The organism is Phyllobacterium lublinensis (assembly GCF_020164435.1).
Lineage (GTDB): Bacteria > Pseudomonadota > Alphaproteobacteria > Rhizobiales > Rhizobiaceae > Phyllobacterium > Phyllobacterium lublinensis.
The window spans coordinates 1-24,960 of sequence record NZ_JAIUDQ010000023.1 but is presented as its reverse complement, the minus strand read 5'-3'; the positions used below and the strand labels follow the sequence as shown (position 1 = coordinate 24,960).

22 protein-coding genes are annotated in these 24,960 nt (G+C 55.3%); 11 read left to right on the top strand and 11 right to left on the bottom strand.

All coding sequences use genetic code 11. From position 1 onward, the window contains the following. Positions 1-2: 2 nt before the first annotated feature. From K9U38_RS20995 to dctP, 9 genes are all read right to left on the bottom strand, one after another. Positions 3-455 carry a hypothetical protein gene (locus tag K9U38_RS20995; RefSeq protein ID WP_224496310.1) on the bottom strand — a complete coding sequence of 151 codons (453 nt, stop codon included), beginning with the start codon at positions 453-455 and terminating at the stop codon, positions 3-5. Continuing rightward, the gene (locus tag K9U38_RS20990) at positions 448-2,553 is read right to left on the bottom strand and encodes a hypothetical protein (protein WP_224496309.1); all 2,106 of its coding nucleotides are present in this window, start codon (positions 2,551-2,553) and stop codon (positions 448-450) included. Before K9U38_RS20990 ends, K9U38_RS20995 begins: the two co-directional genes overlap by 8 nt. A 90-nt stretch (positions 2,554-2,643) precedes the next feature. Further along, on the bottom strand, positions 2,644-4,713 hold the full coding sequence (locus K9U38_RS20985) for a hypothetical protein (protein WP_224496308.1): 2,070 nt from the start codon (positions 4,711-4,713) through the stop codon (positions 2,644-2,646). A 429-nt stretch (positions 4,714-5,142) separates the two neighbouring features. Beyond that, positions 5,143-5,394, bottom strand: a complete 252-nt coding sequence (locus K9U38_RS20980; RefSeq protein WP_224496307.1) for a hypothetical protein — start codon at positions 5,392-5,394, stop codon at positions 5,143-5,145. Between the two features lie 113 nt (positions 5,395-5,507). After that, complete coding sequence (locus K9U38_RS20975; RefSeq protein WP_224496306.1) at positions 5,508-6,119, bottom strand: beta-keto acid cleavage family enzyme; 612 nt, start codon at positions 6,117-6,119, stop codon at positions 5,508-5,510. Positions 6,120-6,845: 726 nt separating this feature from the next. Continuing rightward, positions 6,846-7,298 (bottom strand): type II 3-dehydroquinate dehydratase, encoded by a 453-nt coding sequence (locus tag K9U38_RS20970; RefSeq protein WP_224496305.1) that lies wholly within the window; start codon positions 7,296-7,298, stop codon positions 6,846-6,848. A gap of 14 nt (positions 7,299-7,312) precedes the next feature. Then, the gene (locus K9U38_RS20965; protein WP_224496304.1) at positions 7,313-8,614 is read right to left on the bottom strand and encodes a TRAP transporter large permease; all 1,302 of its coding nucleotides are present in this window, start codon (positions 8,612-8,614) and stop codon (positions 7,313-7,315) included. Further along, a complete protein-coding gene (locus K9U38_RS20960) occupies positions 8,611-9,129 on the bottom strand; it encodes a TRAP transporter small permease (RefSeq protein ID WP_224496303.1) in 519 nt (172 codons plus the stop codon). Before K9U38_RS20960 ends, K9U38_RS20965 begins: the two co-directional genes overlap by 4 nt. Positions 9,130-9,198: 69 nt before the next feature. Beyond that, entirely contained in the window at positions 9,199-10,185 is a 987-nt protein-coding gene (dctP, locus tag K9U38_RS20955) for a TRAP transporter substrate-binding protein DctP (protein WP_224496302.1), read from the bottom strand. Between the two features lie 224 nt (positions 10,186-10,409). On the opposite strand from dctP, the gene K9U38_RS20950 reads away from it, so the two are divergent. Both K9U38_RS20950 and K9U38_RS20945 read left to right on the top strand, forming a co-directional pair. After that, positions 10,410-11,081, top strand: a complete 672-nt coding sequence (locus K9U38_RS20950) for a GntR family transcriptional regulator (RefSeq protein ID WP_224496301.1) — start codon at positions 10,410-10,412, stop codon at positions 11,079-11,081. Positions 11,082-11,103: 22 nt separating this feature from the next. Continuing rightward, positions 11,104-11,748 carry a TetR/AcrR family transcriptional regulator gene (locus K9U38_RS20945; protein ID WP_224496300.1) on the top strand — a complete coding sequence of 215 codons (645 nt, stop codon included), beginning with the start codon at positions 11,104-11,106 and terminating at the stop codon, positions 11,746-11,748. 1,443 nt (positions 11,749-13,191) lie between these two features. Here K9U38_RS20945 and K9U38_RS20940 read toward each other — a convergent pair. Continuing rightward, positions 13,192-13,554 (bottom strand): DUF6481 family protein, encoded by a 363-nt coding sequence (locus K9U38_RS20940; protein ID WP_224496299.1) that lies wholly within the window; start codon positions 13,552-13,554, stop codon positions 13,192-13,194. 368 nt (positions 13,555-13,922) lie between these two features. On the opposite strand from K9U38_RS20940, the gene K9U38_RS22170 reads away from it, so the two are divergent. From K9U38_RS22170 to K9U38_RS20920, 4 genes are all read left to right on the top strand, one after another. Beyond that, complete coding sequence (locus K9U38_RS22170; protein ID WP_370632026.1) at positions 13,923-14,255, top strand: hypothetical protein; 333 nt, start codon at positions 13,923-13,925, stop codon at positions 14,253-14,255. A gap of 87 nt (positions 14,256-14,342) precedes the next feature. Further along, positions 14,343-14,675: a hypothetical protein gene (locus tag K9U38_RS20930; RefSeq protein WP_224496298.1), complete on the top strand. Its 333-nt coding sequence runs from the start codon at positions 14,343-14,345 to the stop codon at positions 14,673-14,675. Positions 14,676-15,179: 504 nt separating this feature from the next. After that, positions 15,180-16,892: a cation:proton antiporter domain-containing protein gene (locus K9U38_RS20925; RefSeq protein ID WP_224496297.1), complete on the top strand. Its 1,713-nt coding sequence runs from the start codon at positions 15,180-15,182 to the stop codon at positions 16,890-16,892. Between the two features lie 174 nt (positions 16,893-17,066). Next, positions 17,067-17,855, top strand: a complete 789-nt coding sequence (locus tag K9U38_RS20920; protein ID WP_224496296.1) for a DUF481 domain-containing protein — start codon at positions 17,067-17,069, stop codon at positions 17,853-17,855. A 716-nt stretch (positions 17,856-18,571) separates the two neighbouring features. On the opposite strand, the gene K9U38_RS22055 is transcribed toward K9U38_RS20920, so the two are convergent. Continuing rightward, positions 18,572-18,694, bottom strand: coding sequence for a hypothetical protein (locus K9U38_RS22055; protein ID WP_255607491.1), 123 nt, complete (start codon positions 18,692-18,694; stop codon positions 18,572-18,574). A gap of 335 nt (positions 18,695-19,029) precedes the next feature. Here K9U38_RS22055 and K9U38_RS20915 point away from each other — a divergent pair, with 335 nt between their 5' ends. Genes K9U38_RS20915 through K9U38_RS20895 form a run of 5 tightly spaced genes read left to right on the top strand, consistent with a single transcriptional unit; the run spans position 19,030 to position 24,448 of the window. Beyond that, positions 19,030-19,266, top strand: a complete 237-nt coding sequence (locus K9U38_RS20915; protein ID WP_224496295.1) for a hypothetical protein — start codon at positions 19,030-19,032, stop codon at positions 19,264-19,266. Further along, a complete protein-coding gene (locus K9U38_RS20910) occupies positions 19,263-20,549 on the top strand; it encodes an alpha/beta hydrolase (RefSeq protein WP_224496320.1) in 1,287 nt (428 codons plus the stop codon). The genes K9U38_RS20915 and K9U38_RS20910 overlap by 4 nt, the downstream gene beginning before the upstream one ends. Next, positions 20,550-21,446 (top strand): peptidylprolyl isomerase, encoded by an 897-nt coding sequence (locus K9U38_RS20905; protein ID WP_224496294.1) that lies wholly within the window; start codon positions 20,550-20,552, stop codon positions 21,444-21,446. It abuts the gene before it with no gap. 41 nt (positions 21,447-21,487) lie between these two features. Further along, the gene (locus K9U38_RS20900; RefSeq protein WP_224496293.1) at positions 21,488-22,468 is read left to right on the top strand and encodes a HupE/UreJ family protein; all 981 of its coding nucleotides are present in this window, start codon (positions 21,488-21,490) and stop codon (positions 22,466-22,468) included. Positions 22,469-22,486: 18 nt separating this feature from the next. Continuing rightward, a complete protein-coding gene (locus tag K9U38_RS20895; RefSeq protein ID WP_224496292.1) occupies positions 22,487-24,448 on the top strand; it encodes a DUF3604 domain-containing protein in 1,962 nt (653 codons plus the stop codon). The last annotated feature ends 512 nt before the right edge of the window (positions 24,449-24,960 follow it).

Sequence of the window (24,960 nt, the reverse complement as noted above, 5' to 3'; positions counted from 1 at the left end):
GCTTAACCCTTATATAGCAGATTGATAACGTTATTGGTGGACTCGGATTGGTCCAACAGTCTTAACGCTTCCACGAGCTGGCGAACTGATGATTCAAGTTCGACGTTTTGCTGAATCAGCGCGACATTAGCGTCCCGAAGTTGCTTGTTCTCAAATTGGAGGGCATCGGAATTGAGGGATGCAAGCAGTTTTGCCAGTCTACATGCTAGTTGGGGATGACGGCCGCCTGGAGCGTCGATGCTTTGACTGGTCCATGATCCGAACTCTCCTTGTTTCTCCCAGCTCCGGAATTCTTGGAGGGTTAGAGGGTACCAGGCGCGGATCGGGCGGCGCTTTTTGTGCTCGGCCTCGAACTCTTCAAGTGCTGTCAGCTTTCGCTCGAACCACGCCTTAACTATTGCGCTTCGCTCAGACGCCGACAGCGCTTTTTTCACGGCAGGTTCGTTTTCAATCATACTTCAATTCCTTGAAGACGACTTCCTTGATGAAGTTGCTTCGGGTTTTGCCCACTTCGGCGACATCGGGATTGGGCGACCGAGCAGCATCCCCAGCTGCCGCGAACGCGGATTCCCAATAGGGCAGCAGACGTCGAAGTCGAATATTATGAACGCACGTGGCGCACACTGAATCGGGCGCAAATTCATAATCCGGACCGGGTTCATGAGAAGCATTCGTTCCCGTAAGCTCGGCCTTCTCGATAAGGCAGCCTGCCGTCTCCCTGTCCCGCAAAGAGAAGCCGCAGCCGCAATATCCATGCCCTTCGGGATGCGGAACCATGTGAAACGACTTTGCGAGGTTCCGGACGCCCTCATTTAACGCGCTCGGGCCGCTTGTTTTCGAAATAGATATCTGTTCCGAAAACGCGATCTCAAGCTCAACCATCATCGCCCGACCCTTTGCACCACCCAATTTCTCGGTGCCGTCTAGAACAGAAAGAATGACGGCGCTAATGAAGGAGGTTTCTTCCTCCCGTAGGGCATCGCCTCGATCTCTTTCAATCCATCGCTTACTTTTTTTCTCTAGGCTCGCTCTTTTGGTGTCGTACTCTCGCAGCGTCGCCGCGGCCCGCAGTCGTGTATATGCTGCGGTCACATTGATCGACTGGCGAAGGTGATGGTTCAGTGCCCTGAAGTCCCCATAGTAGTATCTCCACTGATATGAGACGGCAAAAAACTTGCGAAACTGATGAGATGTGAAAAGCCAAGTTGATCCGTCGGGCATCAGCGGCACGTTCACCCAATCCGCGAAGAGTCGTAGGGCTTCATTGAACTTGAAGTCTACGGGTCCATAAGGATCGAAGTAGTCGAGTAGCCACTCCGATTCTCCGTATCTCGAAGCCAACGTCGCCAATTTCTCCAAGACATGAACAGCCCGTTCCACGACCTTATTGGCGGGAATTTTGGTGAGATGACGCTTGTTTTTAGCAATAAAGCAATGAAGCCATAGATCGCCAAATAAATCGCGCGTCACACAGCCAGGTCGTAAAGCACTCAACTCCTGTTGCCGCCTAGCGCCAAATGCAGAAATCTCAACGACGCATGCAATCGCGAGCATGTTGAATATTAGTTCTCGAACAGTCAGCTGCCCGTGTGGCGTAGCCGCCCATCTGGATCGCCGATAATAATTGGCGATCGATTTGAAGCCCAGTTTTTTCAATCGTGATCTAATCAGTCGATATTGCTTATAGTTCGACAGGGGGGACTTATCTTGAGCACCAACTGGCGCAAAGTCCAAGATAATGTCTACCACGTCGTCGAACAAAAAACGGAGGCCAGCATTTATCAACCAGGATGTTTGGTATGGTGGAGCATCGGGCGTGGGCGTTACATCGCAAGCCCATCCCTTCAAGCTTGCTTCCAGTTCACCGCGTTCACTATAAGGATTGTAACCAATAGGGTCGTGTTGCATATAATCGTTGAAATTGGCGAGCGTTTGCCAAGTCGAGAGTTCCTTGTGAGCTGTCACATTGCGGGTGTTACGCGACTGCGGACCTAGTCGTTTACGTGGCTCTTTCTGAAATCTGAAACCTTTCTCGTTTGCATAGTTGAGAAGAATTTCGATTGCCTCGGGTGATGTTTGGTTGAGGGAAACACCGAGTAACTCCTCAATTCCAACGTGAAAAAAATATCCGCGATCGCTGAGGGGTAGCTGAATTTCGTTCGCTCGATTCGCAGCCACCAAGGCTTCCGCCTTTGACTTGAGGTCAAGCATGCCCTCTAAACCATTACGCCGATATCGCGCTACAAAATCTCTGTGGTGAGCTGCCCTGAGGTCCCGGTTGTGCTCTACCCCGATATGATACTTCCATCGAATAAAATTGAGGCCCGTGCGATGGTATCCGGGAACCGTAGAGGCGGTTTTGATCCAACCCACCGGCGCTGGCTCAAGGGCCAACCACACCATCAACTTAGCCGTCACCAAGTCATGTTCGAATTCCGGCGAGGTCAAGCGCGCGGTATTTGGCCAAGCTCTTATAGGAACGTCAAAGGATACTTTGGCTGGCGTTGCCCGCTCACCCTCGCGCGGGGTGTGAACATACCAAACGTTATCCAATGGTTCACTCGCAACTTGCCACCACCGTTTAGGTAAATTTCCTATAACGGACTTGTGAATACCCTCAAGGTTTTTTGGGCGCATGTGTTCCTACCAAATCGCCGGCACTGTTTTGGTGTAATTGGCGAGCTTTGCTTCGGCGGAAGCAACTGCCAGGCGAAAGGCCGCACGATGCCTACTCGCATCAAGGAGGTTTGCAACTGCCTCAACGATTGCGTGCCACGCTAGCCAGGACCTCACCCAACGGCGGGGATTGGGACCTCCAATCTCATCCTTCATCCTACGCAGGGATACGCGCGCAAGGTGCAAATCTTCCATCGACTCGTGATCGGGGGTAAAAACCGTTGCGTCATCGGAGAGCTTTGTTGTGTCTGACATGGGCAGGTCAGGTTCGGGAGGTCGCGCAAGTGCGAACGCCAAACCGCTGTTCAATCCGAGTTGGCGTCGACGTTGCAGGTCCTTTTCTGGGATGCCCAGCTTTCTGGCAGCATCTTCGAGATTCGAAACTGCCATCGACTCCCAAAGGTCTAAGAAGAACCGCATCTTACGTTCAAAAAGCGCGTCAAGCGTCTCGTCCGTGAGATACATCTTTGATTGATCAGTGGACCCATGATCCATAAGGGCCAACGATATTTGCGGGTTGAAACTTCCGCTTGCCGCTTCGATGTTTGCTACTGTCTTTCTCAAAACACGGCGGGTTATCGGCAGCTGGCTGAGACGGTCTATACCCTTTAGTTCGTCACGCATGCAAGGCCACCAACACCTACCCATATCCTCAATACCTGTTCGTGCTTTGCCACCGGACTCTGGCCGCCAAATCCACAGTCGTTCAGCCGCCTCGTCGTAGCCTTGCTCCTTTGCGCGGTCTCGGAGTGGCTTGGTCATTTCCTGCCAGGCCTCGATCACCTGGACACCCGACAATTGGCCGTCGTCCCTTCGTGTAGCTAGGTTAAAGATAACGTAGCCTTGATCTTCAGCCAGCGGTTCCAAGTCATCTCGGAGGGGCGTATCGATTTCCTTTGAATCAGCCCTGATTTTCACTGAAGCGATGCTTCGAAGTCGTCGTCGTCCCCTTGTGGCTTCCCCGGTGAATGGGTCTGCAGCCAAGTCATCGCACGGCTGCCCATTCCATCCGGTGTCGATTATGATTATGTAATATGCGGCAGTCAGCGCTCGCTTGGTCGCACCGAGATATGATCGGAATCTTGAGTGTTTCTTCGACCCCGCACTCTTCAAAAACGAAGCAATTGCTGACTCATGCCAAAGTGGCACAAAGCCTTGATAGTCAACAGACCACAGGAGCTTGACCGCCGTGGCGAGCCGCCTCGAGCTGCCTACCTCTCCAAAACGAATCGGACACAATGGTTCGTGACCCATTATGGCGTCTTCGACTTCAAGGGGTGATGGAAGACTGTCATCGCGCGCGAAGGCTTGGCCTTCCCGGAATAGTTTGAGCTCGGTGACTAGTATTTCTTCAAGAAATTTGCGCAGCAAAGCGAGAAGCTCGGTGTTCTCCCTGACGATTGCCAGTTCATTTTCCACCGCGCTAGGCATGTCCTTGAACCGCCCCGCGTTCCGGGAGAGATCAGCTAAGACGGGTGTTCGTGTCCTTTGATAATTTGCAAAACCAGGATAACTGGCGTTGAAGTGCGGGAACAACGAACACTCCGACAGTCGATCACATCCACTTCTCGCTGACTGCCACAGATTTTCGCGCGTTCTGTCGTTCTTGCTCAGCGTGATGTTGAAATCGTCGGGATCGGATAATCTCCTGTAGTAAGAATGGAGGGCCTCTTCAAGTTCCCGCGAGGAAGTATGGTCGAAGCCCTTTGCGAGTTCGCCGAAGAAAAGAGCTTCAGGCTTTCCCAAGGTCGCCTCATAACCACCGATAAACATGAATCGATGCCACCCATAAAATAATTTCTCCGCCGAATCTTTTGCCATACCGTAAAGCTCGTCTTCGAGCGCAGACGCCATTTGGACTACCAACTCCTTTCCAAACCAACGAAGTAGCGAGCCAAGGTAGTACGGCCGGTGCCCCTCTACCCAAGCAATAGGTGAAATCCCTCTTGCCTTGCGGCGAACGGTGAGTTCACGCCGAAAAACTTCCGCAGGTGTGAGAATGGAAGCAAGTCGTTCCGCAGTATCAGTTTTGGTCAAATGTAAACGAGTCCTTCGGCTCAAGGATTCAATTGGAGGAATTTGGCATTCTCCAAGGATTCAATGCTTATTAGTATAGCATTTCAAGGATTCACAAAAACCCCTCTATACAAGACAATTTATCATCATTTATTAGAATAAATTTCTAATTGGATTTTGTCAAGTCTGCCTTGTCTCATCAAGAAATCAAACCGGTATCGCTGCCAACCTCGTTCACGCTGTAAAGGCATAGGAGCAATTGAAGATGGGCGGAGGATGTTGCCCGCAGCAAGTGGATTTTTGCGCTCGACGGCACATGTCAGAACCAGGTTAGGCCGCCCACCAAATCAAGCTTGGCATAATGGCGGCACTTTGGATTGTTGCAGCAGGCGCGCAGCATATGATCAGTGTCGATCAATGCGCCGAGGGTATTGAGAGACATCACTATGGCTACATCTGCACCGGCCGCCAGACAGTCCGCTTCTTATGAACCCGGTCACGATCGTCCTCGAATGGCATGGCTTCGCAGTCGACCACATCACACTCCCGGCAGCGGAACTTCAGGCTCCTAAAGGTACGACCGTGGCCGTTGACGGTGGCGAGATCACTTGCGACGAAGAATCCCGTCTTCTCACATTTGCGGCATGTCACCTGCACCAGCATCCCATGCCGCGCCGCCTCACCTAAACCTAAAGTTTTCATCGTTCTTGTCATGATGGGAACAAAATGAGAACATATTCCCATTAAGTCAAGGTCGACGATGCCGCACGGTCACCGACTTGCGCAGCAAGACACGTTTTCGATCAGCTCAGCTCTCAGCCGGCCGGTGGCAGGCTTAGCAACGCCCGCGCCTCCGTGGCCGTCGCCGCGCGGCGGCCATATTTTTCGATGATTTCGACGCATTGCCTGACCAGCGCGGCGTTCGAGGGTGCCAACTCATCCTTCCCGATGCGAACGTTGTCCTCTAGACCCGTTCGGCAATGCCCGCCCAATTCGGCGCACCAGTTATTGAGCGCCGCCTGGTGTCGACCGATGCCGGCGGCGCACCAAGTGGCGTCTGGCATTAACCGCCTGGTGGTCTTGACCATGAATTCGAACGCCTCGCGGTCGACGGGCATGGCGTTCTTCACTCCCATCACGAACTGAACGTGGAGAGGGCCCTTGAGGCGCCCGTCCTGCACCATGCTTGCGGCCTGGAAGATGTGGCTAAGGTCAAAGGCCTCGATTTCGGGCTTCACGCTGTACGCGACCATCTCCGAGGCCAGCCAGTCGACGAGGTCTGGGCTGTTCTCGTAGACACAGGTGGGGAAGTTGTTCGAACCGACCGCCAGCGAGACCATCTTCGATTGGACGCGGGTTCCAATAGGGATTGGCGAGCGCGATTTCGCAGGCGCGATCGACAAATCCTCTGGCACGCCCGGATACAAGTCTGTTCCTGTTATCATCACGCGCTCTTTAACAAGTGCAATCAAATAAGGCGGGGATATCGGAGCGCGAGGAATGGGGTAATCACTCGGGTTCCGTACACTGGGACTCGGTCGTTAGAACTTCGATGCCTGTAGCCGGCCTGCATTGGAGTGTCCGATTTGGGGCCGGAAGCAGAATAGCTGCTTTCTGTGGGCATGCGGGTAAAGCGGACACGCCAAATAGAGGGGTGCGCGCTTGAAGCTGAGGCACTACCAATACCTGGCCATGCCCACCCACGATTTTGACAGTGGTAGCTGCGCGGTTGAATGCGTCTATGACAAAGGGGCCGGTATCAGCCGGGGAGTATGACGTACCTAAAGGGCTACCGGAGCTGTCTTGCGGAAAGAACACTTAGGAGATTGAACGCTCTGGCCACTTCAGGAGAGCAAGAAGTCTTGGTACCCATTCATGATGGTCATGACTTTGTCGATCATGTGGGCATGAACACATTGGCCTCAGCTTTTCGAACCTGCTCGCAAGCTACAGAGCCTGGTGTAGCTGTCGTCGATGGTCCTGTTTTGTCGCGATTACGGAGTCAAAAGACGCCGGTGCAACTAGGGTCGTGTCAGCGTCGACAATGCCGGCAATGATTTTCCCCTGCGCATCGATAGTACGGCTCTGTTCGGTGGGTCATATGTAGACAGCACGGATTGTGTCCGGAGTGGCGCAGGACCTTGCAAGGAGCATCAGATCTTGTTTTGGTCAATGAGCGCTTCAATGGCATGAACCGCCGTGGGATAGCCTGTAGCCCCCAGACCCGCCATTACCGCAGTAGCACGCATCGAGACATAGGAGCGGTGATAGATCGGTTCGCGCCGATGGATATTGCTGATGTGAAATTCGATGATCGGGCCAGGAAACATCTTTAACGCATCCAGCAAGGCAAGCGATGTGAATGTGAAAGCGGCAGGATTGATGATAACGCCTGCAGCGTCCTCATCAATCGCTTCGTGCACCCATTCGATAAGCCGTTCCTCGCTGTTCGTCTGGCGAAACTCCACCGGCCGCTTTCCAGCGGCCTGCCGGCACAGCGTCTCGATTTCGCCGAGTGTGGTGTGGCCGTAGATTTCCGGCTCGCGTTTTCCAAGCCGATTGAGGTTCGGCCCGTTTAGAATGAAGAGGGGTTTGGGGCGTGTCATGATTGTTTCACCGGTTATCCTTGGTAGCCCATGAGGCGCGGCAACCAGAGTACGAGGTCGGGGAAGAAGGTGATGAGCGCCAGACAGAGCACCATCCACCCGAGAAAGGGCAACGCATCGCGAATGATGTCGCGCACCGGCGCACCAGAAATGTTGGTCATGATGAAGAGCAGCAGTCCGTAGGGTGGTGTCACCAGCCCCAGCATGATGTTAACCACCACCATGACCCCGAAATGCACCATATCGATACCGAGCGCTTGTGCGGTCGGGATGAACACGGGAACAATAATCAGCAGGATCGCCGTCCCTTCCAGCACGCAGCCAAGCAGGAGCAGGAGGACGTTGACGAGGATCAGAAAGCCAAACGGCGACAGGTCCCAGCCCGTCAGCAGCACGCGCAAGGAATCCGGGATGTTCTCGATCGTGACAACGTAGTTGAAGACCAGCGAGCCGGCGATCAGCATGCCGATCGATGATGTCGTCTTCGCGCTGGTCTTCAATGCGTCGTAGAAGGCCGCGAAGGAAATACTGCGATAGATTATGACGGAAATGGCCAGCGCATAGGCTGCCGCAAGAGCTGCGGCCTCAGTCGGCGTCGTGATGCCTGAATAGATGCAGCCGAGCAGAACGACAGGCATCATGAGCGCTGGAAGCGCTTGCCAGGTGATCTTTGGTATCTCGCGAAGCGGTACGGCGTCTTCCACAGGAAAGTTCTTTCGCCGCGCGGTGATCGCAACCTGCAACATCTGCAGAAGTGCCATCAATAGTCCCGGGATCATCCCGCCGATAAAGAGATAGCCGATCGATGCATCCGAAACGAGCGCATAGATCACCATCGGAATGGATGGAGGAATAATCGGACCGATGACGGAAGTCACCGCCGTCAACGCGGCGGCATAGCTTGGCGTATAGCGCCCATCTCGCGTCATCATGTTCTGCATCATGCGCCCGCTACCCGCGGCATCCGCGATCGCAGAGCCGGACATGCCGGCAAACACGATGCTCTGGACCACGTTCACCTGCGCAAGACCGCCGCGGAACCGACCGACGAGAGCATTGCAGAAATTGAGAAGCCGCTCGGTCATGGAGCCGATGTTCATGAGCTCCGCAGCTAGCACAAACAGCGGCACCGCAAGGATGATATAGTTGGAATACATGCCGTTGAGAAATTGCTCGGCGACCGTTCCCATATCGGCTCCGACAAGAAACAGGTACAGGATTGAACCAACGATCATCGACAGACCTATAGGCAGCCCCAGAAAGGCGAGAGCCGTGATCAGGACGATGGCAATCGAAAAAGGACTGGTGAAGTTCATACGCCGGAGCTCGCTCTCGTAGGATCGAAAGCGTCCGGCGCATTGCCGAAAGCTGCCTCCCATGCAAGCCAGATGTAGCGCACGATCATTGCCACCGCAAAGACGACGTAGATAGAATAGAGATAGTCGAAGCGGATTTTGAGATAAGCTGTCTTCTCAACCTTCATGAACGTGACATAGTCGATGACCGCCGGTAGCGAGACGCTGAAGGCGACAACAAGGGCCACGGCAAAAATCAGCGTCATGATGCGGCGGGCACCGGCGGACGAGCCGGCCCAGAAAAAATCGAACCGAATTTCCTCGCTCTCTCCGATCACAAAAGCAGACCCGAAGAGCACGATCCATATCCAGAGAGCAACGCTGACTTCGTGTGTCCAGCCGATGGAGAGATTGAGGACATAGCGGAACAGGATCTGCAATAGAAACACGACGAACATGCCCAACAGCATGAGCGCAAGAATGTTCTCAGCCCGCCGGCGCAGCCACCGGCCAAAGACAAGCAATCTCTTGGACACGGAATCCTCCTCACCTCACCGTATCGGCCGGCTCGGACTCCGGCCGACATCTTTTGTCGCTGATAGCGACTACAGGGCTGCAACCTTCTCGAGGATGCCTTCAGGCCACGATTTTGCTAGATCGGAGGAGAGATACTTCTCCTGTGCATGCTTTCGGAATGCGGCGATGTCCGGTTCATAAATGTTAAGGCCGGCTGCCTTGAACTCGTCGACCAGAGCCTTTTCCTGCGCCAGGTGCTGCTCCTGGCTCCAGGCCATCGCCGTATCCGCCGCCGCCTGGAACGCCGCCTGCTTTTCCGGAGACATGTCGGCCCACACCTTGCCGGATATAGTCAGCAGATCGTAACCGATCAGATGCGAGGTCAGCACGATCTGCGACATCACTTCATAGAACTTCATGTTCTTGACGTTCGGAAGCGGATTGTCCTGTCCGTCGATCGCGCCGGTCTGCAGACCGGTATAGACTTCGGCATAAGCCATTGGAGTCGGGTTCGCGCCGAGCGCGGCCCCCAAGAACTGCCAAGCGTCACCACCCGGCATGCGAAGCTTCACGCCGGCCATGTCGGCAGGCGTCGTGATTTTCTTTTCCGGCTTGAGGCCGACTTGTCGCGCGCCGAAATAGGTCGGCCCCAGAATGTGTACGCCGAGCTGATCTTCCGCCATCTTCTTGAACTCGGCGCCGGTGTCGCTGTCGAAGAACGCTTTGAGATGGGCGGCATCGCGGAACAGATAGGCTGAGGTCAGCACCGACCATTCGGGGATCTGGTTTGAGATATCCTGCGGGGCGATATTGCCCATCTGCAGGTTGCCGCGCTGAAGAGCCACCAGTTCCGTACCCTGCTTGAAAAGCGTTCCGCCATAGAATGGCTCCAGCGTGAAGCTATCCTTGATGGCATCTTTGAACGATTTCATCATCTGGGCGCGGATGTCCTGCTCGGAGAACACCGCCGAAAATTTCAGCACAGGTTTGTCCTGTGCCATTGCGGGCAGAGCAAAAACCGCCGTCGCCGCCGCAGAGACGCCAAAAAAGCGGCGCCGGTTGATTTCAAATGCCATTGATCTTCCTCCCGTTGGCCGACCGTCGAGTGGCCGGCGTCTTTCCCACTTTCACTCTTCTCTCCTCGGAAGAGCACCTCATTCATGCACGGACCAGTTAGTTAAAAAGGCGCGGACACACAGTCAGCCATCGCCGAAGTTTCGGACGTTCGATATCTCATGTCAAATAATTTTTATCATAGATTTTTCATTTCATAGGATATATCTGAATCGAGGGAGAAAACATGATCGTCCAAAATATTACATCGGAAACTGCGAGCGAGATGGCGTTTCGGCAAATCCGGAACGATATCATCGCGGGCACATTATCTCCGCGCCAGAAGCTGAAACTCGACGATCTGCGTGATCGATACTCGGTGAGCATTTCCACACTCAGAGAAACCTTATCGCGGCTTGCCTCCGAAAACCTCGTGATTGCTGAAGGCCAACGCGGCTTCCATGTCGCACCGGTTTCCGCGAAGGAGCTGCGGGATCTCGGTGACATGCGCCTTCTGCTCGAGAGCCATGCTCTTGCCCTGTCTCTCGCCGCGGGCGACCTTGAATGGGAAGCGCGCGTTGTGGCGGCCAGACACAAGCTTGCCGCGGTGGAGCAGCGTTTGCTAACCGGCGACACCGACCGAACGCCGGAGTGGGTGCGCTACGACTGGGAGTTCCATCAGGCGCTCGCATCGGCTTGCGGCTCTGCGGTGCTGATGGAAACGCTGGCAACGACGTTCGATCGATTTCTACGCTACCACCTGCTTGCGCGGAGCTTCCGCGGGAAACCGGTTGCGGACGATCATCGCCAACTCTTCGACCTTGCCATGGCCCGCGACGTGGAAGGCGCAAGGTCCATGCTGCGCCAGCACGTGGAGCACGGCATCGATCACGTCCTGCGCACCGGTAGGTTTGACTGACGGCTTCAACGGAGATGAGAGGTTGGAAAAGCACGAACAGGTATCGCGCAAAAATGACCCCGAAAGAACGAGAGAGAACATTCTGGCTGTCGCGACGGAGGAATTCGCCGCTCATGGGTTAGCAGGCGCCCGCGTCGACGCGATCGCGGAGCGAACACGCACATCCAAGCGCATGATCTACTACTATTTTACCAGCAAGGAAGACCTCTATCTCGCTGTACTCGAGAAGGCTTACCGCAAGATCCGCTCACGCGAGGCTGATCTTAAACTTGCCGGAATGCAACCAGTCGCGGCGCTCCGGACGCTAATCTCCAACACCTTCGACCACGACGAAAATCATCCGGAATTCGTGAGGCTGGTGAGCGGCGAGAACATTCTGCTGGCCGTACATATGCGTCGCTCCACCGAGATTGCGGACCTAAACGTCTCGATCATTCGAACGCTGACCGACATTCTGGAACGAGGCAAGGCAGACGGAAGTTTTCAGCGCGAGATCGACGCAATCGATCTGCACATGCTGATCAGCGCCTTCTGCTTCTTCCGGGTCTCCAACGCCCATACCTTCAGTACGATCTTCCGACGCAATCTTTCGGAATCTGCCACGTATGAACGACACAAGAAAATGATCGCGGATGCAGTAATCAGTTACCTGCGTCTAGCAATGTAAACTATACGCTTGAAGGGATTAGAATCAACGACCCTGTTGTTAGAGTTCGATCTGTATCATACTCTTACCCAGGCATGAATTTTGCTGGTTACACTGAGTGGTTTGGGGCCGTCTACTGACCGGCCGCTTTTAACGGGCAAGCATTGAGAGCGGACGTCCGTGTTGCTAGATGTGCAGCTAAGGCAACCGACAATCTCTGAGCTGTTGTTGCGTTGTCCCGAACTTGGGCAAACACACCTGGTTGCATGTCCTCGCGCCACTTTTGCGGATCGGATGGTGCATTGAACATCATCCTCATGAGAGCCACCGCCCTCCCATAGCTGTTGCGAAGCTGAAGTGGTTCGTCGCCGTACAATCCGTCATACTGTTGATCAAGTATCCGTTCTGTAATTTCATACTCATCATCATCGTCTACTCGTGTTCGCGTTGGCTCAATAATTTCGTCACTACAATCGCCGACCAACTGTTGGCACATGGCGGGTGAAAGGGGGAAATATCCAATAGATTAGCGATGTCCCGAGACGTTAGCTTCGGATTGTTTGATTTCAGGCTAAAAACATAATCGGCAATCCTGGTGGCCAGATCGCGCTTGTCCTTTTTCGGCCTGTACCTTTTCCGGGGCTGATTCATTAAGGTCCAGTTCGTGATGAGTAAAACTGATTCGGAGGTTAGTAGAGTCGCCCGGCGGATCAACTCTTTTCACGCGTTCAATGCTGGCCGGCCGAAACGACTCTAAGAAGTTATGAAGAAAGTGTCTGAACGCAGTCGTATTTTTGAAACGAATTAAAGTCTCCGGAGTTTGAAAGCCATGGAAATTACATGGCACAGAACTCGTGTGGGACTAATAGAGCAGTCGCAGGATTTTACCGCTAGGAACCGTACTGGCATCGATGTCGGCCGAGTCTACCTCATCGACGGTGGTCCGGACGATGGGCGCTGGAACTGGACCTTTATCCTCGGGCATTCGCAATTTCGCATGAGTAAAGTCAGCGGCGTTCAACTCTCACGGCCGCATGCGTACGAGCAGGTTGCAAGGGCCTATCAACTATATCTTGAAACTCCCGGCAGCGAGGGCGGTGGTTTGAGTCGTATACCAGTCAGAAAGACCGCAAACAGCGACGGGAGTTCGCCACGCCGATAATGCCGCCCCGGAACAACCGTGACGATTTCGATTGCCAGGCGAGCTAGGAGGTTGATTTTTCTGGCCGGAGTCGCCAGCCCCTATTCGCTCTGCGCGCTTCCGTTTCGAGACGATTGCCAGATTGACGACATTGGAAGCGCGCGCGTGTGCCTTGCGTAGGCGCTTAGGGTACCTCAATGCCTCATGAGCGGTTTGGGCTGCGGTTGGTCGAGGAAATGCTGCTGGAGCGGGAACTGCGTCTCCTCAATGCTGAAATCCCGTTGAACAGAATGGTTCGTATCTACCAAATTCCAAGGCTAGATTCACCGTTGCTTGGCTTTGCGGGCAGCATACCGCCGATCGCGCTCCGTCTTACGTTCAGCTTTATCGGCCGCCACGCGCGCGCTACGATTTTTAGCTTCAGCTTCGAGCGCATCCGCCTGCGCCGATGCAGCACGAGCAACTGCTGCAGCCTCAACGATCTGACGATCCAGTTCTTCCTGGACCGATCGTTGACGTTCTACACGTCGTGTTTCACGCGCTGCGGCAACCGCTTCGCGTTCGGAGCGTATCGCAACCATGTCCGGGTCGCTCGGTTTCGGTGCGGCCTCGAACTTCTTTAGCAGCAGTTTCTTTGCCGTCGCTGCGGCTGCACGACGTTCCGCCAATTCCTTGAGGGTTTTCAATCGATAGTTTGTCCCATGGTTGAAAACGTTCTGTTCTGAATGGTTGTAAAATAAAAAAACGCCGGGTACTAGTCCGGGCACTGCTCTGACTGATGCAGCAACGTTTGCCGCTTCGGCTTTTTTGCAATGCCGCAGCTATTAGGCACCACTCAAATCGAGCAGCTGACATCGTGCCCGGTGTCGCGCTGAGTTCGTAGTTAATTTCCTGACCGACTGCGCATTTCCGGCTCAACGCCCCGCACCTGAAATCAGCCCACGGCCGGGTACTGTCCATCGCCTCCGTCCAACAGCAGCTTGCGGACTCCAGACTTGGTGACGTTCACCTCAGGTCATACTGCACGCAGCTCTGCCAAAGCCTCGGGGCATCAATGATCCACGATCCCGAAAAACTCTCTATTGAGGTGACGGTCGATGACAGTGCCGGCAAGGCGAATGTGTCGGTCAGTCTCGGTCTCATTGTCACCGAACTGGCGATCAATCCTCTCAAACATCCGTTTCCCGGCGATCGCAGTGGCAAGATTGTCGTCGACTATCGTTCCGAGAACACAAAATGGTCGATGTCGGTAAGTGACGACGGCGTAGGGGTTGCTTCCGACCCCAAATTTTCAAAACCCGGCTTGGGCAGGGGATTGTCGATGCGATGGCAAAACAGCTCGATGCTACGTTCACGACCGTCGCAGGTTGACTTGTTCAAGGATTGAGCGCGTTAGTTAAATGTCGTCAGGCATGAAACGGCCACTGACGCTTGAGAGTACCTGCTCCCGCCTATTAACCGCGAGGAGACAGACATGTTGCCCGCCCATAAAACCAAAACCCGCCCGCATCTCTTACTCGCCAATGATTGGATTGTGCTGCAAGCTGCCCATGACAGCGCTTCTAAGAATTTGGGCCGATCCTCGAAAAGCCATCCCTACGCCGACCGCTTGGCCAAACAGGTATTCCGGCTATTTAATTTGGGCCATAGGGATATTGCCATCATCGCTGCAATCGCTGCGCAAACGGAACGCGCCCGAGCCCGCCAATCGTACAATATGACCAAAGTGCTGACACTCGTACCGCTTGGGAACGCACGGATATACCGAGTCTCAGGTTGCGGACAAAGCCTTGACGGCTACCACTGATAAAAACTGGAACCTGCAATATGGCAGTGGCATCGCATGAGCATAGGCGCAAGCAATCCGCCTAGACCGCGATCAGCTTGCAGTACGAGAAAGTCCTGCGACGAAAAGGCCGATTGAGCCAAGGTGGATTTTGCAAAACGGGGGCCTATGACCAACTTTCGGCACACAAACTTAAATGAGCTCGACGGAGCGATGGGCGAAATGATTGTCCATCTGAGACATTCGAGAGAAAGTACGATACTGTAGATTGCATACACAATTTCAGTTCGTCGGTTCAAAATGACAGCGCGTTTAAAGCAGCTGCCTCTGGCGTCATGTGTTCGAATATATTCTTGGTGCAAGCAAGCAGCCGGCATTTTTTCTGCCCTCTTTTCGATGCTTAGCCGCTTTCAATCCTGGGTCGCACCGTTATCATGCATTTGATCGGCCTGGTGGCTTGTGGCGGTGCGCTTTTTCTTCGTCGCATTAGCCGACGCTTCGATCGTCAAAGGCGCGCAGGTTAGTATGATTCACCAAACACCGCTCATCACCACCTTGGTCGCAGCCTTAGGTCTTGCATTCGCTTTTGGAACACTAGCGAACAGGCTTCGGCTGCCTACCATTATTGGCTACCTCATCGCGGGCGTAGTGATAGGACCCTTCACGCCCGGCTTCGTTGCAGACCAGATGCTTGCGCAACAACTCGCCGAGGTCGGTGTTCTGCTCCTGATGTTCGGGGTCGGGCTTCATCTTTCAATCGACGAACTGCTCTCGGTGCGGGCCATTGCGGTACCTGGCGCTCTCGGCCAAATTGCGATCGTCTCCCTACTCGGAGGCGGATTGGCGCATTTGATGGGCTGGAACATCGGAGCGGCCATAGTGTTTGGTCTATCGCTGTCAGTTGCCAGTACTGTCGTTGTCTTGAGGACGTTGGATGAGCGCAGATTGCTCGAAACTGAGCGGGGGCGCATCGCGATAGGCTGGTTGATCGTCGAGGACATCAGCGTCATCCTTGCACTTGTGTTGTTGCCCCTTTTTGCCGCCCCTCTTGGAGGACTGAGTCAAGCTACGACGCAGACCGCTGGCCTACTCGGTTGGTTTGAGACACAAACCGTTTGGAGCGCGCTCGGCCTCACTGCCATCAAGATCGCCGCCTTTGTGCTGCTTATGGTGGTCGTTGGAAAGCGGGTAATCCCATGGGTTCTCCATTACACAGCCCACACCGGTTCGCGAGAACTCTTTCGGCTGGCAGTGTTGGCCGTCGCCCTTGGGGTCGCCTATGGCGCTGCAGAATTATTCGGCATTTCCCTCGCACTCGGAGCGTTCTTTGCGGGTGTGATTCTCGCTGAGTCGCGGCTAAGTCAGCGGGCGGCGCAGGAAACCCTGCCGTTCCGTGACGCGTTTGCCGTCCTGTTTTTCGTTTCTGTCGGTATGTTGTTCGATCCGACGATCCTCGTGCGTGAAACGGTCCCGATCATTGGCACCTTCCTGGTTATCGTCTTAGGCAACGCCATCGTTGCGTTCGCCATAACGCTTGCTCTGCGCTATCCGCTTCGCACCGCGCTGACGATGGGTGCGAGCATGTCACAGATTGGCGAATTTTCTTTCATCCTCTCCGGGCTGGGAGTCGCTCTTAAGCTGCTGCCAGACGAGGGCCGTGATCTCATTCTGGCTGGTGCGATTCTGTCGATTCTTGTCAATCCGTTGCTCTTTGCTGCTCTGATCCGCGTCATTCCGTGGCTCACCGAGCATGAGCAACAGAATACGCCTGATCAGCCTGCCGCGACTTCAAACGCAGATGAAGCGAATATTACCGAGCTCACCGGTCATGCTGTCTTGGTTGGTTATGGCCGCGTTGGAAGCCGTGTTGCCGAAGCAATCCTTGCGGACAGTCTGCCCTTACTCATTATTGAAGAGCGACAGGACGTTGTTGAACAGCTGCGTGCCCGCGGCATAGAGGCGTTTTACGCAAATGCCCTAAAACCCGACATCCTACGAGCCGCGAAACTCTCGCAGGCACGCTGGTTTATTAGTGCTATCCCCAATCCTTTCGAAGGTGGCAATCTCATCCAGCAGGCTCGGGCAGCAAATCCGAATCTGGAGATCATTGCCCGTGCTCACTCTGACGCTGAGGTTGAACATCTCGCCAAGTTCGGAGCGGACCTCATCATTATGGGAGAGAGGGAAATAGCGCGCGGTATTATCGAACACATTCGCAAGAGCCGTACAAAGCCGTGAAAGCTGCACCGCAGGAAGACGGAGGTAAGGCGGACATCTTTCAACTAGTGCTGCTGGCCAAAAGCGGCCGCCCTATGGTGGTTCGCAGCGACGACCTCATTAGGTGTAACCGCTGCCTTTTGACATTGGTATCTTCATGGCACAGAGTCTTTGTGATTAAAAAAGGGGACAGCCATGAAATACTCACTTGCATTTGTATCGATGATTGCGGCTGGGTTTCTGGCAGCAAGTCCCGTGTGCGCAGCCGACATCACGTCGCCGATGGCACCCGAGCTCAAGCAGACCGAACAGGACGGCTGGACCTTTGCGATCGCGCCCTACTTCTGGGCGGCGGGAATGTCCGGCGATAGTGGTGTGTTCGGCCTGCCCACAGTGGCACTCGATATGGATTTCGGGGATATTCTCAATAATCTCGATTTCGCGGCAATGGCTATCGGCGAGGCGCGCTATGAACGCTACAGCATCTTTTCCGATATCATGTATACGAAGATCTCGAACGGATCAGGCACTCCGCGAGGCATAGTTGCCAGGAATGTCGACGTAACCTCCCAAACCTTCGCCGGGCTCCTCGGCGCTGGCTACTCAGTGTTGCAGAATGACCGCGGCAATCTCGATATCGTGGGAGGCCTGAGGGTATGGCACGCCAGCACTGAGATCTCGTTCAGCGGAGGCATTCTCGATGGAGTCGAGCGAACCGATAGTGCCACGTGGGTAGACGGTCTCGGCGGTATACGCGCCAGATATTCAATCACCGACAAGGTATACTTCACGGGCTGGGGTCTGGTCGGAGGCGGCGGTGCCGATGTCGACTGGGATGTCGCCGGTGCTATTGGCTACAGTTTCAATGAGAGGGTGTCCGCGGTCGCAGGTTACCGGGCGCTTGGCGTCGATTACAGCAGCGACGGCTTTGTCATGGACATTGTTGAGCAGGGGCCAATCTTCGGTGTCGTCATGCATTTCTGAGTTATGCCGCGGGTTAGGAGAGCCTCTTCGTCTATTGGCAGGTCATCGACACGTACCAAATACTTCGTGGGGGCATTCCCCAAGCAGGCTGAGTCTCTTCAACGGCGGCTCGACTCGCCTATCGTGGCATGGTCGTGCGACACTTAGTTCCTCCGTAGCGCATAGCCCTGCAAATTACGGTGAAGATAGTTTGAGTCCGCGCAATGCCTTTGCTGGTGTTGACATTTCAACCTAGTGCACGACGGTCATACATGCTGCCTTGCAACCTGCATCCGCCAGAAAACTCGTGCAGCGCCCCTCCATCCACTCCATTGCGTGCCTCGATGGTGATGATCCGGCTACTTGGGCTCTCGGCTATGTTACGCTGCTCGGATGTCTTTGATGATGCAGCCTTGATCTTAGGGAGCTGCGCCAAGTTATCCTCTCCACGTGAGGGCGAAGCGCTTGCTGTAGTAGCGGCGCTTTAGTCCGTGAGAATTAGCATTCTTATTTTGATTGCTTGTCCAACAGGAACGCGAGTATCCGCGCCGGAATTGCTGTTTCTTAAGCTTCCAAGGCTATGGGCCGATTTTGGGCCATCGCTTGTGAAAGGGGATGATGGCGGCGGCATCGAGCGCCGCCGCAATCTCTCGGGCTGGATCTGTCACCAATTCCTGGTATTCAGCACAACGCTCGTCGCGCGCTTCATTTCCGTCGATTATTCCACCGGAGCAAATCTATCTCTGCGTCGGCGAAGTCGGTGTGTAGATCACGGAACTCTTCGTCACGGGCAGCGCGTTCCTCGATCGCATACCCTGGAAGGGAAAACGCCGTATGGCGGCCATCACTGCCTTGTCCATCTCACAGTCCTCCTCGCCTTGAGCAGGCGGAGTTGCCAACCGACTATCATGGACGGATCCGCGTTTGGGGCGTAGGTTACAGTAGCATACCCTAAAAATGCGGACGCTTCTGTCCATGGGGAACGAGGGATGCAGTGCCCATTCGATGCTCGGGTCGATCAGTTCACCAGTGCCTCGCGACCGTCGCCTGCTGGCGAGGACATCCGAGCCCAACTGGAGCGAATAATTGGCAGCTCGGAATTTCCGAATGCATCAAGCGTGAATGCATTTTGTGCGTTCCCAATCCGGACCGATGTCGGCGAATGCGACGCGAAACCAATGAAAGGCATAGTTCGATGAGGAACACAGCCCGAAATGCGAAGAAGTTTACTGTGACAGCCGTTACATCGGCTGCGCGGTCCCTGTTCATCGTGTCCAGCGCATCTTCAGTGGCGTTTGCTGGCGAGGCGAAGGCCAAGGACCTGCTTTGTCGGTGCGCCGAGGCCAGGGTCGGACGTCCGCTAACGCCCGTCGACGTCGCTGGTGTTGCCTGGCGCACGGTTTCTACCGACGGAGACAGCCAATGCCCATGAGCAACAGCCGTTTCGGATACTTGCAATTGGTGTTGATCGGATTGTCGATCATCTTCGGTCCAGGTTGCGCCGGTCATCCGAAAAATGTGCTTTTACCTGTCGCCGACACAGCTCCTAGATCAAGCAGGGTGGATATGCTGGTTGCGACCACACGCAGCCGCTCGTTGATTCCCGGAGAGATGTTCACTGGCGAGCGCGGGCGGACACCAGAGTTTGCCGAAATCACCGTATCGATCCCGCCCACGGGTGCCCGCAAGGAAGGAGAAGTCGCTTGGCCCAAGAGCCTGCCTTCCAATCCGGCGACCGATTTCGCAACGTTGAAAGCCGTTGAGTTGACATCGGACGCGGCCAAGAAATGGCTCAGCGCCTCTGTCAAGAAAAGCCCTGATCGCAGCGTGCTGGTCTTCATTCATGGATTCAACAACAGGTTTGAGGATTCAGTCTATCGTTTCGCGCAGATCGTGCAGGATTCACGTGTGCACAGTGCGCCCGTGTTGGTGACCTGGCCGTCGCGAGGCAGCCTGCTCGCCTATGGGTATGACCGCGAAAGCACCAATTACACACGCAACGCGTTGGAAACTCTGTTCCAGTATCTAGCGCGTGATCCTGACGTGAAGGAAGTCTCGGTACTTGCGCATTCGATGGGGAACTGGCTCGCCCTGGAGTCGCTGCGTCAGATGGCAATCCGCAATGGCAAGCTGCCGGGCAAATTCAAGAATGTCATGCTGGCGGCTCCCGATGTCGATGTCGACGTGTTCCGCTCGCAAATTGCGGACATGGGAAAACAGCGTCCGCAGTTCACCCTATTCGTTTCCCGCGATGACCGCGCGCTGGCGTTTTCTCGGCGGGTTTGGGGAGATATACCCAGACTTGGGTCCATCGACCCGGAGCAGGCTCCATACAAGAAGGAATTTAAAGACAACAAGATCGCCGTGATCGACCTCACCAAGGTCAAAGCCGGCGACAGCCTCAACCACGCCAAGTTCGCGGAATCACCCGAGGTAGTCCAACTCATCGGTGCCCGCATTTCGGAAGGCCAGACCCTGACGGACAACAGGATCGGTCTCGGCGACCAAATACTGGTGGCTGCGTCCGGAACGGCCGCCGCAGCAGGTAATGCAGCAGGAATGATATTGGCTGCTCCCATAGCCGTCGTCGATCAAGATACAAGGGACAATTATGCGAACCAGGTCGGTGCAGTTACCGGGCCGAAAAATGGAGCAAAGATAGCGGTCCCAGCGGGCTGCAGTACCGGACCTAGTCCAGCGGAGAGGTGCAACTAGGTGAATAGTTCCAACATCTATCGCGTACTTTCCAAGGAGCCCCTGTTGCATTTCGCGCTTATCGGCGCAGTGGTGTTTGGCGGCTACTACTGGCTGAACGGCCGATTGCCAGTGGCCGACGAGGCGGAACCCATACACATCCGCGAAGGCGATATTCAATGGTTGAAACAGACGTGGGCGAGCCAATGGCTGCGCGATCCGACTGCCGAGGAATTGAGCGGTCTGGTGAACGATCTTGTCGGCGAACAACTGCTGGCGCGCGAGGCCGAGGCGATGGGTCTCGGTGAGAACGACACGATCATCCGCCGTCGCCTGGCGCAGAAGCTCAAATTCGTGATCGAGGATACCGTCCAGCTGGCTGACCCCACGGAGGATGAGCTGCGGCAGTTTTACGCCAGCCATATGGCGAGCTTCGCCACGCCGGGCACCGTCTCATTCAAACAAATCTATCTCAATCCCGAACAGCGGAAGGAGCCGATGGCGGATGCCACTGCTCTGCTCGCCGAGATGCGATCCAAGGGAAACGGCGACACTGTTGCGGGGGATAGGCTGTTGCTCGGAGACGACTTTCAGCGGGTGGAGAATTCCGCCCTTTCCGAAATGTTTGGCGCGGAATTTGCCAATGAAGTCTTCGCACTGGAGCCGGGAAGCTGGAAAGGGCCGATCAAGTCAGGATACGGCCTGCACCTGGTCATGGTCACCGTACGAACACCGACTGAGCTGAGATCCTTTGACACTGTCAGGGAAGCCGTCCTCACGCAGTGGCGGAATAGCAGGCAGGAGGACCTGAGCAGCGCCTATCTTATCAATCTGCGTAAGAAATATGGAGTGCTGTACGACGACAGTACGAAAGCTTTGCTGGAACCGCAAAGCGTGCCCAGCGTGGCCGCTAAATGAAGCGGTCCTTCAAGAGTCTACCAACCAGGATTTGGCGATGTTTGCCCGTTTTAATTGTCATCCTTTTGACCACTGTCCAGACTCTCGCCCACGAAGTGCGGCCCGCCTACCTGAGCGTTGAGGAAAAGTCTCCGGGTGAATTCAGCGTGCTATTCAAGATACCGATGCAAGGTGATGCGCGGCTCGCCTTGTCTGCCCTATTTTCGGGCAAGGTCGAGCAGCTGACACCTGTCGTTTCCCGCCAGACCGGCGACGCGATGGTCCAGACTTGGCGCATGCGTACCGCCGAGCCACTTTCCGGCCAGAACGTCGTCATCGACGGGTTGCAAAACAGCATGACCGACGCCCTCGTGCATGTCGTCCTTGCCAGCGGCAATACTTGGACCGCGCGGCTGACGCCGAGCGATCCCTCCACGGTTATCCCGACCGCGCAAAGCAGTTGGAAGGTTTTCGCTGTCTATGCGCGACACGGTGTTGAGCACATCGCATTTGGCTTCGATCATTTGCTCTTCGTTGCGGCGCTGATGCTGATCGTGCGTGACTGGCGCAAACTGGTGAAAGCCGTCACCGCCTTTACAGCGGCACATTCGATCACGCTGACCTGCGCGACACTCGGATGGGTAACTCTGCCGTCTGCCCCGGTCGAGACCATGATTGCGATCAGCATTGTTCTGGTCGCCGCAGAGGTGCTGCGTATGGAGCGCGGCCAGCCCAGCTTGGCATTAACCAGCCCGTGGATCGTGGCCTTCGCGTTTGGGCTCCTGCATGGATTTGGCTTTGCGGGCGCGTTGGTTGAGCTTGGCCTGCCGCAAAACGATATTCCCTTGGCGCTGCTTGCCTTCAACATCGGCGTGGAGCTCGGCCAGCTCGTCTTCATCGCGGTGATTCTGGCTGCGGTCCATGCAGTAAGGCGTGTCGTCGTGATCCCGCGACGGGCCGTCATCGGCTCAGCATACGCGATCGGGACGGTTGCGGCATTCTGGAGCTTCCAGCGGCTGGACGCAATGTTCCTACAATTTTGAACTCGGAGGAGAAAGTCGATGGAAACGGTCGGAACCAGAACAAGTCTTCTTTGTCGGGCCGCTTTGGCGGGACTAGTGGTGATCGGTTTCGCTCATCCGGTTTTGGCCCAGGAGAGCGTCACGACAGACGTCGGAACGTTCGACGCCGACACCGCGGCGAAGCTATATCCTGTCAAGCGTCCATACTCCCCTTGGGCAGGCCGCAACTTTCCCTCGCGTCCCTTTTTCGGCGACACCCATCTGCATACATCGTTTTCGATGGACGCGGGAGCGTTCGGCGCACGGCTTGGGCCAGCCGACGCCTATCGCTTCGCCAAGGGCGAGGAGATCCTGGCTTCATCGGGCCAACTTGCGAAACTCTCGCGGCCACTCGACTTCCTCGTCGTCGCCGATCATTCCGACAATATGGGTTTCTTTCCTGATCTCCTGGCGGGAAAGCCTGAGCTTCTGGCTGATCCCCTGGGCCGCAAATGGTACGACATGATGCAGTCTGGTCAGGGCGCTGGAGCTGCCGTCGATATCATTACTTCCTTCGGTGCTGGCAAATTCAAAGGCCCAATCCTTTATTCGCCTGATTCAGCAGCCTATCGCGGGGCCTGGCAGAAAACCATCGAGGCTGCAGAGGAGGCCAATGAACCCGGCCGCTTTACTTCCTTCATTGGCTACGAGTGGACTTCGAATACAGGAGGCAACAATCTGCATCGCAATATCATCTTCCGTGACAATGGCGACAGGGCAAGTCAGGTCGTTCCGTACACCACTCTGCCGCCTGGAAGCGACAATCCCCGCGATCTGTGGAAGTGGATGGCCAGCTATGAGGACAAGACTGGAGGCAGCGTGCTCGCGATCGCCCATAATGGCAATCTGTCGAACGGGCGGATGTTCCCGATAATCGAGCCGGGGACGAACTCCCCGATCGACCGCGAGTACGCGGAAATCCGTAACAAGTGGGAGCGGCTCTATGAAGTGACGCAAATGAAGGGCGATGGCGAGACCCATCCCTTCCTGTCGCCGAATGACGAGTTCGCCAATTTCGAGCGCTGGGACAAGGGTAATCTCGACCTGACTGTCGCGAAGACACCCGATATGTTCGAATACGAATATGCCCGCTCGGCCTTCAAGAACGGCCTCAAGCTTGAGCAAAAGCTGGGCATCAATCCCTACAAGTTTGGACTGGTGGGATCCACTGACTCGCACACCGGGTTGTCGGCGGTCGAGGAGGACAACTTCTTCGGCAAGACATCGAGCAGCGAGCCGAGCGCGGAGCGTGCTTCGCACCCCTTCATGAAGCAAGGCGATCGCATCATCATGGGGTGGGAGCAGACGGCCTCCGGCTACGCTGGCGTGTGGGCGACCGAAAACACGCGCGCGTCGCTTTTCGATGCGATGCAGCGCCGCGAGACTTACGCCACGACTGGTCCCCGCATGCTGGTCCGGTTTTTTGGCGGCTTCGACTTTGAAGCAAGTGATGCAAATACACGCAGTCCTGCAATCGCGGGCTATACAAAGGGGGTGCCCATGGGCGGCGACATTGGACCAGCTCCAGCCGGAAAGGCCCCGACCTTCCTGGTCGCGGCCCTGAAGGATCCAATCGGGGCCAATCTCGACCGTTATCAGGTCGTCAAGGGCTGGCTGGACGCTGCCGGCGAGGTCCATGAGAAGGTGTATGACGTAACATGGTCGGGAGATCGCGAGCCGGGCGCTGATGGCAAACTGCCGCCTGTCGGTGACACGGTGGACATTACCACCGCAACGTGGAGCAACACCATTGGCGCGACCGAACTGATTGCGGTGTGGAAGGATCCCGAGTTCGATGCCGCGCAGTGGGCCTTTTATTACGGCCGGGTCATTGAAATCCCGACGCCCCGCTGGACTGCATACGATGCGAAATATTTCGGTAACGCTATGCCAGCGGAAGCACCAATGAAAATGCAAGAACGCGCGTATACCTCGCCGATCTGGTACAGCCCGTTGAGGTAAATTCGAATGCTGCACGGCAATCTCAAAATTCGGGCGATACCTAAGCGGCTCGTTCGGTTTTGAGCGTTGGCTGCGGCAACGTTCGATTGCATTCGAATGTCCGGTTTGGGGGCGATGACGATCTGTCATGTAAGTGGTGATGTCTGCTTCCGGGCACAGCAAAATTTTGCGTGTATGTCCGATATCGGGGGCGCGAAGCGGTCAGTCGCGCCACGATCGCCAAGCGGCAACTTCGGGGCCGTCTACTGACCGCCCGCTTTTAACGGGAAATCATTGAGAGCGGACGTCCAGATTGCTAGATGTTCAGCTAAGGCAACCGACAACCTCTGAGCTGTCGTTGCGTGTTCCCGAACCTGGGCAAACACACTGGTCGGATGTCCTCGCGCCACTTTTGCGGATCGGATGGTGCATTGAACATCATCCTCATGAGAGCCATCGCCCTCCCATAGCTGTTGCGAAGCTGAAGTGGTTCGTTGATCAAGTTCCGTTCTGCAATTTCATACTCATCATCA

Coding starts and splice junctions, on each gene's coding strand:
- K9U38_RS20995 (WP_224496310.1), bottom strand. CDS start 455: ATGATTGAAAACGAACCTGCCGTGAAAAAAGCGCTGTCGGCGTCTGAG.
- K9U38_RS20980 (WP_224496307.1), bottom strand. CDS start 5,394: ATGAAAACTTTAGGTTTAGGTGAGGCGGCGCGGCATGGGATGCTGGTG.
- K9U38_RS20970 (WP_224496305.1), bottom strand. CDS start 7,298: ATGACACGCCCCAAACCCCTCTTCATTCTAAACGGGCCGAACCTCAAT.
- K9U38_RS20965 (WP_224496304.1), bottom strand. CDS start 8,614: ATGAACTTCACCAGTCCTTTTTCGATTGCCATCGTCCTGATCACGGCT.
- dctP (WP_224496302.1), bottom strand. CDS start 10,185: ATGGCATTTGAAATCAACCGGCGCCGCTTTTTTGGCGTCTCTGCGGCG.
- K9U38_RS20950 (WP_224496301.1), top strand. CDS start 10,410: ATGATCGTCCAAAATATTACATCGGAAACTGCGAGCGAGATGGCGTTT.
- K9U38_RS22170 (WP_370632026.1), top strand. CDS start 13,923: ATGATCCACGATCCCGAAAAACTCTCTATTGAGGTGACGGTCGATGAC.
- K9U38_RS20930 (WP_224496298.1), top strand. CDS start 14,343: ATGTTGCCCGCCCATAAAACCAAAACCCGCCCGCATCTCTTACTCGCC.
- K9U38_RS20925 (WP_224496297.1), top strand. CDS start 15,180: ATGATTCACCAAACACCGCTCATCACCACCTTGGTCGCAGCCTTAGGT.
- K9U38_RS20920 (WP_224496296.1), top strand. CDS start 17,067: ATGAAATACTCACTTGCATTTGTATCGATGATTGCGGCTGGGTTTCTG.
- K9U38_RS22055 (WP_255607491.1), bottom strand. CDS start 18,694: ATGGACAAGGCAGTGATGGCCGCCATACGGCGTTTTCCCTTCCAGGGT.
- K9U38_RS20915 (WP_224496295.1), top strand. CDS start 19,030: ATGAGGAACACAGCCCGAAATGCGAAGAAGTTTACTGTGACAGCCGTT.
- K9U38_RS20910 (WP_224496320.1), top strand. CDS start 19,263: ATGAGCAACAGCCGTTTCGGATACTTGCAATTGGTGTTGATCGGATTG.
- K9U38_RS20895 (WP_224496292.1), top strand. CDS start 22,487: ATGGAAACGGTCGGAACCAGAACAAGTCTTCTTTGTCGGGCCGCTTTG.